Genomic DNA, 13,026 nt, shown 5'->3' with positions numbered 1-13,026 from the left:
AGTTCCCCTCCTTTTTTCAAGGAGGGGCTAGGGGTGGTCCATGCGTTGAACGAATACCAGCTTTAACTCTTTAGCTCTAATAACCACCCCGCCCTTCGGGCACCCCTCCTTGAAAAGGAGGGGAACTAGAAAAAAGTAGCTCTAATCCCACCTTTTCTAAGACTTCACTACAATGAACGCATATATCGTAGCCGGTTACCGCACTGCCGTTGGTAAAGCCACCCGTGGCGGTTTCCGCTTCACCCGTCCCGACGATTTGGCCGCGGACGTCATCAAACACCTCGTAGCCTCTGTACCCGCCCTCGACCCCACGCGCATCGACGACGTGATTGTGGGCAATGCCGTGCCCGAAGCCGAGCAGGGCCTGCAGATGGGCCGCCTGATTTCACTTCTGGCTTTGCCCATGAACGTATCGGGCCTGATTGTAAACCGCTACTGCGGCTCGGGCGTGGAAACCATTGCCATGGCCGCCGGTAAAATTGCCGCCGGCATGGCCGACTGCATCGTGGCCGGCGGTACCGAAAGCATGAGCATGGTGCCCACCGTGGGCTGGAAGACGGTGCCCAACTACAACCTGTCGAAAAAGCACCCCGACTATTACCTGGGCATGGGCCTGACGGCCGAGGCCGTAGCCAACGACTACAAGATTTCCCGCGAAGACCAGGACGTATTCTCCTACAACTCCCACCAGAAGGCCATCAAGGCCATTGAGGCCGGCAAGTTCAAGGAGCAGATTGTGCCGATTACCGTGGAGGAAACCTACCTCGACCAAGCCACCGGCAAGAAGAAAACCCGTTCGTTTGTAGTCGATACCGACGAAGGCCCCCGCGCCGATACCTCGGTGGAAGCCCTGGCCAAGCTGCGTCCGGTATTCGCCGCTAATGGCACCGTCACGGCCGGCAACTCGTCCCAGACGTCCGACGGCGCGGCTTTTGTTATCGTCATGTCGGAGCGCATGGTGAAGGAGCTCAACCTGGAGCCCATTGCCCGCATGGTAACCTACGCCACCGAAGGCATCGACCCGCGCATCATGGGCATGGGCCCGATTAAGGCTGTGCCGAAGGCGCTGAAGCAGGCGGGTATGAAGCTCGACGACATCGACCTGTTTGAGCTCAACGAGGCCTTTGCTTCCCAGTCCATTGCCGTGGTGCGGGAGCTGGGCATCGACGAAAGCAAGCTGAACGTGAACGGCGGCGCCATTGCCCTGGGCCACCCGCTGGGCTGCTCGGGCGCTAAGCTCAGCATTCAGCTCTTCCACGAGCTGCGGGCTCGGGGCCAGAAGTACGGCATGGTAACCGCCTGCGTGGGCGGCGGCCAGGGCGTAGCCGGCATCTACGAGCTGCTGAAGTAGCACCTGTTGCCAGCAAAGGATTCCGAGCTTACCTGAGCAGTAACCCCGCCAGTCGTCATGTTCCAAACAGATGGAGTGCTTGGCCGCTCACCGCTACTACTGAATGGGGGCATCCTCTTCGTCTGGGTAGTATCTCTCTGCACCGATGAGGTCAAGTCGGACCATTTGTTCTACACCCTAGTCCGCTTTGGTTGTATAGCGAATCTGGTGCTGCTCGTACTGACGATGGTGCGAAACCAGTATTCGCTGTCCCGGGCACATCTGCTGTTCGCTCTGCTTACGGGGCTGTTGTGGTTCATCTACATATGCTTGAAGGACTTTGCGCGCGGCTTCACCGGGCACGGATAATTTAAAAAAACAGAGGCTGCGGCCCCTTGCTCGGTGTAGCTCGCTAAACCAAGCATTGAGCTGTTTGCCCGAGTTGCTGAAATACCCTTTTTCACTTCGACTCGGACCGGGCTGGCCGGAAAGCGTGGCAGCGCTTCTCCACCGGAAAACTCAGGCCGCGCCCGGTTCGAGTCGAAGTTCTTGCTTAGCTTAGGTCATGAAAAAACGCCTGCGTAAGAAAACCCACCGCCAGGAATTCAAGGAATTCAGCTGGAACGTATCCTACCGCTTGAAGGAGGATAAGCCCGACAGCTACCTGGATTTCTCGGATGTGCTGCTCGAACAGATTGAAACCTTCGAGTTGATTATCGGCGGAGCCCTCGACGATTTTGCCGCTACGCCCGTGAAGCGCCTTTCCGAAGCCCAGGCCCGGGAAAAGCGTGACCAGCTCCAGCAGTGGCTGACGGCTCGGCCCGAAATAGCCGAAGCCACCAGCTCCGAGTTGACCGACGCCTACTACGGTCCGTTTCGCGACCAGTAAATAAATGAACTCGGAAGCCTCAGTGCGCTGGGGCTTCTTTTTTTCAAGCAAAGTACTCGGCAAGCATAACATAATTACGTATATTTCGGTACGAATGTATTCGGTCTGCTTAGCGTTATAAATAGTAGGCAAGCCGAGCACTTCTCCCTTAGACTTTCGACATAAAACATTCCTTAACCCAACTCTCACCCTGGCCATGGAAGTATCCCAAAAGCTTGTAAAAGGCGGCGAATTCATCATCAAGGAAACCGACGCCCAAGACGTATTTACCCCCGCCGACTTCTCGGAGGAGCAGAACATGATGCACCAGACCGCGCTGGATTTCGTGGAAAAAGAAGTGCAGCCCCTACTGGAGCGCCTCGACAACCACGAAGAAGGCCTGATGCGCGGCCTGATGGAAAAAGCCGGTCAGTTGGGCTTATTTGGGGTGAGCATCCCCGAGGAGTACGGCGGACTGAACATGGACTTCCCGACCTCGCTGCGCGTGACGGAAGGCGTGGGCGGTGGCCACTCGTTCCCGGTAGCTTTTGCCGCGCACACCGGCATTGCCATGCTGCCCATTCTGTACTTCGGCAACGAGGAGCAGAAAACCAAATACCTGCCCGGCCTGACCAGCGGTGAGCTGATGGGTGCCTACTGCCTGACCGAGCCCGGCTCGGGCTCCGACGCCCTGGGTGCCAAAACCAAAGCCATCCTGACCGAAGATGGCGAGCATTACGTGCTCAACGGTCAGAAAATGTGGATTACCAACGGTGGCTTCGCCGACGTATTCGTGGTTTTCGCCCAAGTGGATGGTGACAAGTTCACCGGCTTCATCGTGGAGAAAGGCACGCCCGGCCTGAGCCTCGGCAACGAGGAGCACAAGATGGGCATTAAAGGCTCTTCTACTCGTCAGGTATTCCTCTCGGATGTGAAAGTGCCGAAGTCGGCCGTGCTGGGCGAAATCGGCAAGGGTCACCTCATTGCCTTCAACATTCTGAACATCGGCCGTATCAAGCTGGCGGCTGCCTGCCTGGGCGCCACCAAAATGGCCTCGACGCTGAGTATCCGCTACGCCAACGAGCGGGTACAGTTCAAGATGCCGATTGCCAAGTTTGGCGCCATCAAGTACAAGCTGGCCCAGCAGGCCGTGCGCATTTACGCCGTGGAGTCGGCCATCTACCGCGCCGGTATGGACATTGCCCGCATGGAGCAGGAGCTGCTCAGCAAAGGCCAGAGCCACAACGAAGCCCTGCTGGGTGCTGCCCGCGAGTTTGCCGTGGAGTGCGCCATTCTGAAAGTAGAAGGCTCGGAAGTACTCGACTACGTGGTGGACGAGGGCGTGCAGGTGTACGGCGGCTACGGCTTCTCGGCCGACTACCCCATGGACCGCGCTTACCGGGATTCGCGCATCAACCGCATCTTCGAGGGCACGAACGAAATCAACCGCATGCTGGCCGTGGACATGATCCTGAAGAAGGCCCTGAAAGGCGAGCTGGATTTGATGGGCCCCGCCCAGGCCGTGCAGCAGGAGCTGATGGCTATTCCCGACTTCTCGACCGAAGAGGAAACCGGCCTGTTTGCCGCCGAGAAAAAGACCATTGCCAAGCTGAAGAAGGCCATCCTGATGGTAGCTGGTACGGCCGTGCAGAAGTACATGAACTCCCTGGCCAAAGAGCAGGAAGTACTGATGAACATTGCCGACATGGCCATCAAAGTCTACACTGCTGAAAGCACCATTCTGCGCGTGGAGAAAGAAGCCGGCGTGAAAGGCGAGGAAGCCGTTGCTCCGCAGATTGACATTGCCCGCATCTACCTCTACGACACCGTAGACCAGGTAAACAAGTTCGGCAAGGATGCCATCGGCACCATGACCGAGGGCGACGAGCAGAAGCTGCTGGCTATGGGCCTGAAGCGTTTCACCAAAGCGGACCTTTACAATGCCAAGGAAGCCCGCCGCCGCGTAGCCGACGTGCTGATTGCCGCCAACGAGTACAGCTTCTAAGCAATAATTGGTTTTGGTTTATAAAAAAAGCCGTTCCTAAGCTAGGAACGGCTTTTTTGTGAGTTAAAGTTCGGGGAGTTATCCTTAGTTAGCCCGCACAAAATGACGGGTAGCAGTGAAGTCTTTGCCCTGCACGCGCAGGGTGTAGCTGCCGGTACGGAGGGCTTGCACGACCAATTCGACGCGGCCACTAACCAGGTGCGTGGCAGGCAGCGCCAGCACTTCCCGGCCCAGGACGTCCAGCACCTTCACGTGCAGCGGCTGGGTATCGGCCACGCCGGTAAGATGTAGCGTGAGCTGCTGGGTGGCAGGATTAGGATACAACTCTACCTGGCCTTGAGCCAGCGCCTCGCGGGTGCTCAGGGAAGGGGAAGACAGCAGGCGTACTACCGCAAATTGCTTATTGCCCAACGCGTCCGTGTTGGTACCCAGAATGGCGGTTTGTACTACGTGCCGGGAGGCGGAAAGATACGGCGTCTGGTATATAGAAAGGGTGCTTTTTAGCAAAGCCGACAGGAGCCCGGCCCGTCGTTCTTGTTGTTGCTGTGGGGTGCGCTAGAGCACACGGGCCTGAATGCGTAAGACCCGCAACCACAAGTTGTACGCTGCGGGTCTTAAATTTTTGGGCTAGTTGGCACTGGGCTACTTCACCACAATCTTGTTCAGCTGCAGGGCTGCCGACTTCTTGCTGGGCCGGCTCACGCCGATAATGGTTTTGGCGTCGAGCCAGCCGGTAAAGTCTTTCACGTAGGCCAGGTTCTGGTCACTGGCCACGCTCAGACCGAGGCCTTTGGCGGGCGTCACCACGCCGGTTTGGGCATTCACCCGGCGCACGTACAGGTCCGACTTCTTGTTGATGGTTTCCTGGGTCAGGATCTGCACTTCGGGGCCAAATACGGCGGCCCGGAAACCGATGCCGGTAAACGACTCGGCGGGCGGCGCTACCTGGTCTTTGGCAATTATGCTGTGCCAGGTCGGGCTCTGAAATTCGTTGTAGCCAAACACGTGCAATTCCCGGGCGTGTACCGGCGACTCGTCGCCGCCTTCCTCATACTTCTTCTCGGCAATAACGACCAACTGTTTTTCGCCGGTAAGCAGCAGTTCCGACAGATAAATATCCTCCAGGCGTTTCGCGCTGGTTTGTCCGGCCTTGTTTACCTCTGCCAAATATTCGGGCGTGAAGCGGAATTCAGGCGCAAACTTCAGGTCGCCTTCGCCGGCAAAGTCAAACTTGACTACTTTCAGGCTGTAGTACACCCCGGTTTCGCGCTCCGTGCAGATGGCGGCGGCGTAGAGCGTATTGTCGGGCTGCAGGCCAAATTTGGCATCAAACACCATTACGGCCTTGCCCCCAAAGCTGCCGCCCACGGCCACCGACATGACCTTGGTTTCGGGCTTATCGTTGAGGTAGCGGCGCACGGTCAGCTTTTTCATTTGGTCGCTGATGAGCGCCACGTACTGGGTGCCGTCGTTGCCAATATGCACGGTAGGGGAGAAAAAGTCGCCTAAGTCGTGGAAGTCGTAGGTGCGGTCCTTGAGCTTGGCCAGCTTCTGGTCGTAGACGGTGGCGCTGATGGCCCGGATCTGCACATCGCGGGTGAGGTAGCGGAAGGCAACCAGCTTGGAGCCGTCGGGCGAAATAGCCACGCCCGGGCGCCGGTCACGGGCCGAGGCCGCAATCAGCTTTTGGGGAGCCGCTTTCTGCCCGTTGCGCAGATCGACCAGCACCGCCGAAAGATTCTGATTGGCTTCATCCTTTTGGTGAATTACCACAAAAGCCTGCTCGGAACCACAGCCAAAGGCCTCCACACTCTCGCCCGCCGCGACGGGCACCGGGGCGGTCCAGAGTTGCTTCAGTTCGGCGTCGTAGCGCTCTACAGCGTACTGCGTGGCCGACTTGTGCGCCAGAATCACGAAGCCGCCTCCGGCTACCGGTAGCATTTTCCGAGTTACTCGCTGATTATAACGGTCTTCCGTGCTTTCGGGCAAGTAGCTGAACGGTACAGACTTTACCTTTTGGGCGGAGGCTCCTGTCGGCTGGGTGAGCAGGCTGGTCAGCAGCACACCTACGGTAAGAAGAAATTTAAAGCGCACGTAAAAAGGCAGTTAAGAGTGAAAAGGTGCAAAGAACAAAAAAATGTACTCTCCAAAGGTATCCAAGTCGGACTAGTTACCGTAAAGGCCACGCTCCCCGGTGACAACCGGCCCGGGTCAATCACGATTTGTTCACGCTATCATAACGTTTAGATAGCCAAAACTGAGGCCATTCCTACGTTACTTTGCAAAAAATAACGAGCGGTCAACCTCAGCCAGAAAGGGGTAAGAATATTGTAAAATTTGGATACAATGATTCTGCTGCCTGAACAGCTCTCTTGACCCGGCCAGGCTGTAGCTCAGTGCAAAGTGTGCACTTTTGTTGATGAAAATTTTGCCTTTCTCGTTGTAGCTCCGGCTTTTGGCGCAAACTTTGTGCTGTCCGCGCGGCTTATCGTTTAGTACTCGACCCTATGAAATTTCTACTCAAGTTTGTTCTGCTCTTCGCCCTGATTGTGGTTGGGAAATTGGCTAAAAGTCCAGTAGCACCAGTTACGGCGGCTAAGTCAGTTCAACAGGAAACGCCGGTACAGTCGGCTTCCTTTTTCACCCGACAGGTAAGGTTAGAAAGTACCTCGCAAGGAGGTGGCAGCCGCCTTTGGCAGGCAACTGCTCCCACTACTACTTCCCGTTCCTCGGAAGCTTTTGAATAACTCGGCAGGCGACTTACTTAAGTCGCCTTTTTTATGCGCAAACGTTTTCAGCTAATCCGCAGGGCCTAGCTAATCCGGCTCCAATTGACGGCCGTAGCGGGCAAAGACTCGATATGCCGGCGAATGTTCAGGTTCTGGGGTTGACTCAAGCTAGGGTCTTCAGCCAGGATCTGTTGGGCTGCCGCCCTGCTCTCCGTTAGAATCCGACCATCCCTGGCCAGATCAGCAATAAGCAAGTCCAGCACCCCGCTTTGCTGAGTGCCCATCAGGTCGCCCGGGCCGCGTAGCTTCAGGTCGATGTCGGCAATTTCGAAGCCGTTGTTGGTTCGCACCATGGTTTCGATGCGGATGCGGCTGTCTTTGCTGAGTTTGTAGCCCGTCATCAGGATACAGTAGCTCTGGTCGGCGCCCCGGCCCACGCGACCCCGCAGCTGGTGGAGCTGGGAGAGGCCAAACCGCTCGGCGCTTTCAATAACCATGACCGAGGCGTTGGGCACGTTCACGCCCACCTCAATAACGGTGGTGGCCACCATAATCTGGGTTTCGCGCTTGACGAAGCGCTGCATCTCGTAGTCTTTCTCCTCGGCCTTCATGCGGCCGTGCACGATGCTGATTTCAAACTCCGGAAAAGCCCGGGCCACGCTCTCATAGCCGTCGGTTAGGTCCTTGTAGTCCATCGTTTCCGACTCCTCAATCAGCGGATACACGATGTAGACCTGGCGCCCGAGGTTGATTTGGTCGCGCAGAAATTGGAATACTTTGAGCCGGTTGGCGTCGTAGCGGTGCACGGTTACAATGGGCTTACGGCCGGCCGGCAGCTCGTCAATCACCGATACGTCCAGGTCCCCGTAGAGCGTCATGGCCAGCGTGCGCGGAATGGGCGTGGCCGTCATCACCAGCACGTGGGGTATCACGTGGGGATTTTTCTGCCACAACTTTGAGCGTTGGGCCACCCCGAAGCGGTGCTGCTCGTCCATGATGGTCAGGCCTAGGTTCCGGAACTGCACCACATCTTCGAGCAGGGCATGGGTGCCCACCAGCATGTGCATGGTCCCGTCGCGCAGCTGCTCGTGCAGCACCCGGCGCTCGGAGGTGCGGGTGCTGCCCGTGAGCTTGCCCAGCTTAATGCCAAGCTGGTCGGCGTAGGCTTTCAGGCCCACGTAGTGCTGGTCAGCCAGGATTTCGGTGGGCGCCATCAGGCAGCTCTGGGCCCCATTGTCGGCGGCCATGAGCATACTGATAAAGGCTACAATGGTTTTGCCCGAGCCCACGTCGCCCTGCAGCAGACGGTTCATCTGCTTGCCGGCGCAGAAATCCTTGTAGATGTCGTGAATTACGCGCTTCTGGGCTCCCGTCAGGTCGAAGGTGAGGTGGTTTTTGTAGAAGTCGACCAGGGTGGGGACTTCCTTGAAGATCTGCCCGGCCAGGGTCACCTTGCGCTGGTCGCGCTGACGTAGCAGCTTGAGTTGCACGTAAAACAACTCCTCAAACTTGAGCCGGAACCGGGCAGCCTGTAGTAGCTCGGTGCTCTGGGGGAAGTGGATCTGCTGATAGGCGTCGGCCTTGCCCATGAGGTTGTACTGCCGAATCAGATCCGGCGACAACGACTCCTGCACGTGGGGCAGGGCAATTTTGAGCAGGTCGCTCGTCATCCGCGCAATAGCCTTGCTATCGACGCGGTGGTAGTTCTTGAGTTTCTCGGTCGTGTTATAAACCGGTTGCAGGTAGCTCTGCCCAGGCTTGGCCTCCGTGACTTCCTCCAGGTCGGGATGAGCCATCTGGGGGCGGCCGTTGAACATCGTAGGCTTGCCGAATACGATGTACTCCTGATGATTCTTAATAACCTTCTCCAGGTAGTTCACGCCTTTAAACCACACCAGCTCCAGCTCGGCGCTGCCATCCGACACCTTGGCCACAATGCGCTTTTTGGGACCTTCGCCAATAACTTCCCGGTTGCGCAAAATGCCCTTAACCTGCACATAAGGCAAGTCATCGTGCAAGTCGATTATCTGGTAAAACTGGGTGCGGTCGAGGTAACGAAAGGGGTAGCGCTGAATCAGGTCGCCGTAAGTGAAGATGTTCAGCTCCTTCTGCAGCAGCGTAGCGCGTTGGGTGCCCACGCCGCGCAGATTCTCAATTTTGGTGTTAAAAAAGCTACTCATGCAAAAGCTGCCGGCTATTGTTGCTAAAGGTTGTACAACCCATTCGCAGGTTGGCTAGCGGAATTTCAGGGTGTTGAGCAGGTGTACCACGTCCTTCTTCACGTAGTCGATAACCGGTGCTAAAGAGTCGTTGGCGGTGGCGGTGCGGAAATACAGCGCGCCGCGAAAGAAGTGGGTGGTGCTGTCGGTTGTGTAAAACTGAAACTGACTGGGTACTTCTCCCGACAGCTCGAAAACAGCGGCCCGCATGCCGCTGGGCGTCTTTATGACGCTTTCATCAATAGCCGATGCCTTAATCTGGTGCTTGGCCGTGAGCTTGCGCGCATCTTCCAGAAGCTTGTTAAACAGCTTCTGGTCATGCTTGACGGGCATGTAGGTTATCTGCACGTTGGCTTGCAGCTTGGGATAATAGATATTGATCCAGTGCGGCTGAGCCAGATAAGAAGAGTCGCGCAAAACCTTGGCTTGCTGCGAATACTCAAACGTATAGGGATGCCCGGGCGCTAATGGCTGGTAGCTGGCCGCCGGCAAGTCAATCCGGTTGTAGCCCTTAGGCTTGGGCGTGTAGTCGGAGGGCGACGAGCAACTCGACAGCAAGAGCCCAAAGGACAGAACAGCACTTAGAGCGCGCAGAAGTGGGGAAGCAGGCATTTAGAGCAATGCGGATTTACTAATCAAAGGTAACCAGAATCGGGTACGCATCTACGCCAGCAGCTTCGGTGGCCGAAAGCAGGGGCAACAGCCGGCTGTTGCCCCAACGTAAAAAGCCCCGGCGACGTGCCGGGGCTTTGCAGAAACCGTTGTAAAAACGCCTTAGAAGGGCAATTGGTCAATCTCAGGCTCCTGCCGGAAGGTTTGGGCTTCGACCGGCTGCTCAGCGCCTTGGCCGTTGCTTCCTTGCCCATCAGCCTGGGGCCGGCCGCCCAGCATGGAAATCTCGTCGGCTACAATTTCGGTGATGTAGCGCGTCTGATTATCCTTATCCTGGTACTGCCGGGTGCGCAGCTTACCCTCTACATAAATCTGCTGCCCTTTCTTGAGGAACTTCTCGGCCATCTCGGCTAGGCCTCGCCAAGCGGTGATGTTATGCCATTCGGTCCGCTCGACGCGGTTACCGGATTTATCTTTGTAGTAGTCGTTCGTCGCCAGCGTGAAGTGAGCGACGCTCGAGCCGCCTTCCAAGTGCCGAACCTCCGGGTCCTTGCCCAGATTACCTACTAGAATTACTTTGTTGATGCCAGCCATTGCTTGGTTGTTAAGTAGTTAAAGGGTGTGGATAGAATATCTTTACCTTCTATAAAAATAGGCAAACCCGACTATATAACCAAATATTTTAGCTTTTATTTCTGTGATTTGTCAATATAATTAGCAATCAGTATAGGTTTAGGCAACTTATGAGCCTGTTCAAGTGTGAAAGGTGCTAACCCTGAGGCTGCCAAAGCCTGGCTGGACAGCGGGTGCTCGAGCCAAACAGGGTAAAACCGGGCTTCCACCTTCTGATGGCTCAGCACGTGGCGTAAGGACACAACCGGTTCTTCAGCGCGGTTGGTGGTCAGTTGCCCACCTAAGGCAGCCACTATATCCACTAGCTCAGCTGCTGGCAACTCGGCGGCATCTGTTTCGGTCAGGGCAAAGTCATACAAGCCCTGCCAGATGTCCTTAGGTCCACGCTTCTTCAAGTAGAGCGTATCACCGTAGCGCAGCACTAGATAATGGAAGTAGCGTGTCCGTCCGGCTTTGGCTTTGCTTTTCACTGGGAGTTCTTGCACCATGCCATGCTGAAAGGCGTAGCACTGACTTTGCAGTGGGCAAAACAGGCAGTCCGGCTTCAGGGGCGTGCATTGAATGGCCCCAAACTCCATAATGGCTTGGTTAAATTCATCGGGGGCGGCAGCCGGAATCAGGGTATCGGCTAGCGCCTGAAACTCTTTGCGAGGAGCCGGGGCGGCAATGTCAGAGGTAATGCCGAATACGCGCGACAGTACCCGGTACACGTTGCCATCCAGTACGGCCACCTTCTCCCCGAAAGCAAACGAGGCAATAGCAGCTGCCGTGTATTGCCCTACGCCCCGTAGTTTAAGTAAATCGTGGTAGGTGTTGGGAAATAGACCGTCGTATTCGCGCACTACTTGCTGGGCCGTGTGGTGCATATTACGGGCCCGGGAATAGTACCCCAAGCCCTGCCAGTGCCGAAGTACCTCGTCCTCGGCGGCGGCGGCTAGGTCGTGTACCGTCGGATAAGTAGTAACGAAGTCGAGGTAGTAGGGCAAGCCCTGTTTAACCCGGGTTTGTTGCAGAATTACCTCTGAAAGCCAGATAGCATACGGGTCGCGGGTATGGCGCCAGGGTAGGTCGCGGCGGTGCCGTGGGTACCATTCCAAGAGGGCTTGGGCAAAATAGGGGTGAGCAGGGGCAAGGACGGAAAGGGGCAAAGGTTTGATATATAGAGGTTTGAAGAAGAAATGGGACGCTAAACGGATTGTGTAAAAAGTATTGCAAAACCAAAAAAGGGGACTACCTTTGTGGCCCCAATTCTCAAGCGAACAGCTTACCGGGCAAGGGCTTACGTTTTGAATGGGGACTTTTTGCCCAGCATACATTTTTCACACCTTAGTACACTTACCAACGTGACTAAAGCAGAAGTAATCGCCGAAATCGCCGACAAGACCGGCATTGAGAAGACCGACGTATCGGCTACCGTTGAAGCATTTTTCAAAGTGGTAAAAGATTCGATGGCCGACGGCAACAACATTTACGTGCGCGGCTTTGGCAGCTTCGTAAACAAAAAGCGGGCAAAGAAAGTCGCTCGTAACATCTCTAAAAACACTTCGATCATCATCGACGAGCACTTCATCCCGAGCTTCAAGCCGTCGAAGACCTTTATCGGTAAGATCAAAAACAGCAAGAAGATCAAAGAGACGGCTCAGGCCTAATTTTCTTTCTTCGTAACATTGCCGGCCGAGCCGCCGGGGATTCCACTGTTGGGAGCCCGGCGGCCTGCTTTTTCCACATGGCGTCACGTCCTTCTTCGCATCAGCTCTTAATTCTGGCCGTCGCCCTAGCGTTGGTGGCAGGCTTGTTTTTGCTACCGAAGGGAATTGTCAAACCCAAAGAAGGCAAAAAAGAGCTGAGCCAGCAGGAGGCAGCCCGCACAGCTACCCGTGACAACGGGGCCGCTGCTCCTTCAACGGCTTCCGTGGATGGCGGCGCCCCGGCTGGCGCTACTCCGGAGCAGCCGCATATGGCAGTCGCTCCGGAGCAGCGCCGGGAACTTGGCGCGTTGCTGGCAAAGTACACGGCCGAGCGTAACCCGGTAGCCAAGCTGCGGATTGCCTCCGATCTGGCCGATAAGTACCGCGCCGTGGAGAAGTTCGACAGTGCCGGCTATTACTTCGAGCAGATTGCCCAGGCTCGCCCGGGTGAACAGGCTTGGCAGCGCGCCGCCGATGCGTATTACGAAGCCTTTAGCTTCGCTACGACCGAAGAGCGGGCCAAGCAGCTAGGAGGGAAAACCCGGGAGCTGTACGAGCGGGTGTTGAAAAATAATCCTGACAACCTTAAGGCCAAAACCAACCTGGGGATGGCCTTGATGGCCAGCGACAACCCCGTAGCCGGCGTGACTCTGCTGCGCGAAGTGCTGGCCGCTGACCCCAAAAACGAAGAGGCTATCTACAACCTGGGTATTCTCTCGTTGCGGAGCAATCAGAACGACAAAGCAGTGGAGCGGTTCCGGGAGTTGACGGTGGTAAATCCGGAAAACGCCAACGGACAGTTCTACTTGGGCGTATCTTTGGCCCTGACGGGTGCCAAAGAGGATGCCCGCAGGGCCTTCACCAAGGCCAAAAGCTTGAGCACGGACCCCGGCTTCACGGCTTCGGTGGACGAGCAATTGCAGAAATTGAATTAAGTTTTTT

11 protein-coding genes are annotated in these 13,026 nt (G+C 56.3%); 5 read left to right on the top strand and 6 right to left on the bottom strand.

The genetic code is table 11. From position 1 onward, the window contains the following. The first annotated feature begins 172 nt into the window (after positions 1-172). The 3 genes from E5K02_RS15660 to E5K02_RS15650 all read left to right on the top strand — a co-directional run bounded on the left by E5K02_RS15660 (position 173) and on the right by E5K02_RS15650 (position 4,203). Positions 173-1,351: an acetyl-CoA C-acyltransferase gene (locus E5K02_RS15660; RefSeq protein WP_135396162.1), complete on the top strand. Its 1,179-nt coding sequence runs from the start codon at positions 173-175 to the stop codon at positions 1,349-1,351. Between the two features lie 544 nt (positions 1,352-1,895). Then, positions 1,896-2,219, top strand: a complete 324-nt coding sequence (locus E5K02_RS15655) for a 50S ribosome-binding protein YggL (RefSeq protein ID WP_135396161.1) — start codon at positions 1,896-1,898, stop codon at positions 2,217-2,219. A 196-nt stretch (positions 2,220-2,415) separates the two neighbouring features. Next, on the top strand, positions 2,416-4,203 hold the full coding sequence (locus tag E5K02_RS15650; protein WP_135396160.1) for an acyl-CoA dehydrogenase family protein: 1,788 nt from the start codon (positions 2,416-2,418) through the stop codon (positions 4,201-4,203). Positions 4,204-4,287: 84 nt separating this feature from the next. On the opposite strand, the gene E5K02_RS15645 is transcribed toward E5K02_RS15650, so the two are convergent. The 6 genes from E5K02_RS15645 to mutY form a co-directional block, all read right to left on the bottom strand. Next, on the bottom strand, positions 4,288-4,710 hold the full coding sequence (locus E5K02_RS15645; protein WP_167856434.1) for a T9SS type A sorting domain-containing protein: 423 nt from the start codon (positions 4,708-4,710) through the stop codon (positions 4,288-4,290). Positions 4,711-4,845: 135 nt separating this feature from the next. Beyond that, positions 4,846-6,297, bottom strand: a complete 1,452-nt coding sequence (locus tag E5K02_RS15640; RefSeq protein ID WP_135396158.1) for a hypothetical protein — start codon at positions 6,295-6,297, stop codon at positions 4,846-4,848. A 718-nt stretch (positions 6,298-7,015) separates the two neighbouring features. Next, positions 7,016-9,112, bottom strand: a complete 2,097-nt coding sequence (gene recG / locus E5K02_RS15635) for an ATP-dependent DNA helicase RecG (protein WP_135396157.1) — start codon at positions 9,110-9,112, stop codon at positions 7,016-7,018. 54 nt (positions 9,113-9,166) lie between these two features. Next, the gene (gldD, locus tag E5K02_RS15630) at positions 9,167-9,763 is read right to left on the bottom strand and encodes a gliding motility lipoprotein GldD (protein WP_135396156.1); all 597 of its coding nucleotides are present in this window, start codon (positions 9,761-9,763) and stop codon (positions 9,167-9,169) included. 162 nt (positions 9,764-9,925) lie between these two features. Further along, entirely contained in the window at positions 9,926-10,357 is a 432-nt protein-coding gene (locus E5K02_RS15625; RefSeq protein WP_135396155.1) for a single-stranded DNA-binding protein, read from the bottom strand. A 95-nt stretch (positions 10,358-10,452) separates the two neighbouring features. Continuing rightward, positions 10,453-11,493: an A/G-specific adenine glycosylase gene (mutY, locus tag E5K02_RS15620; RefSeq protein ID WP_240737304.1), complete on the bottom strand. Its 1,041-nt coding sequence runs from the start codon at positions 11,491-11,493 to the stop codon at positions 10,453-10,455. A gap of 246 nt (positions 11,494-11,739) precedes the next feature. Between mutY and E5K02_RS15615 the strand changes: the two genes are divergently transcribed. Together E5K02_RS15615 and E5K02_RS15610 are read left to right on the top strand one after the other, a co-directional pair. Continuing rightward, on the top strand, positions 11,740-12,045 hold the full coding sequence (locus E5K02_RS15615) for an HU family DNA-binding protein (protein WP_100338688.1): 306 nt from the start codon (positions 11,740-11,742) through the stop codon (positions 12,043-12,045). 77 nt (positions 12,046-12,122) lie between these two features. Beyond that, positions 12,123-13,019, top strand: coding sequence for a tetratricopeptide repeat protein (locus E5K02_RS15610; RefSeq protein ID WP_240737303.1), 897 nt, complete (start codon positions 12,123-12,125; stop codon positions 13,017-13,019). Positions 13,020-13,026 lie beyond the last annotated feature (7 nt).

The sequence above is a fragment of the Hymenobacter metallicola genome, assembly GCF_004745645.1.
Lineage (GTDB): Bacteria > Bacteroidota > Bacteroidia > Cytophagales > Hymenobacteraceae > Hymenobacter > Hymenobacter metallicola.
Note: the sequence above shows the minus strand (reverse complement) of the source record. Positions and strands in the feature narration are given on the sequence as shown.

Bases quoted from the DNA above. Each gene is read 5' to 3' on its own strand.
- E5K02_RS15660 (WP_135396162.1), top strand. From the start codon at position 173: ATGAACGCATATATCGTAGCCGGTTACCGCACTGCCGTTGGTAAAGCC.
- E5K02_RS15655 (WP_135396161.1), top strand. From the start codon at position 1,896: ATGAAAAAACGCCTGCGTAAGAAAACCCACCGCCAGGAATTCAAGGAA.
- E5K02_RS15650 (WP_135396160.1), top strand. From the start codon at position 2,416: ATGGAAGTATCCCAAAAGCTTGTAAAAGGCGGCGAATTCATCATCAAG.
- recG (WP_135396157.1), bottom strand. From the start codon at position 9,112: ATGAGTAGCTTTTTTAACACCAAAATTGAGAATCTGCGCGGCGTGGGC.
- gldD (WP_135396156.1), bottom strand. From the start codon at position 9,763: ATGCCTGCTTCCCCACTTCTGCGCGCTCTAAGTGCTGTTCTGTCCTTT.
- E5K02_RS15625 (WP_135396155.1), bottom strand. From the start codon at position 10,357: ATGGCTGGCATCAACAAAGTAATTCTAGTAGGTAATCTGGGCAAGGAC.
- E5K02_RS15610 (WP_240737303.1), top strand. From the start codon at position 12,123: ATGGCGTCACGTCCTTCTTCGCATCAGCTCTTAATTCTGGCCGTCGCC.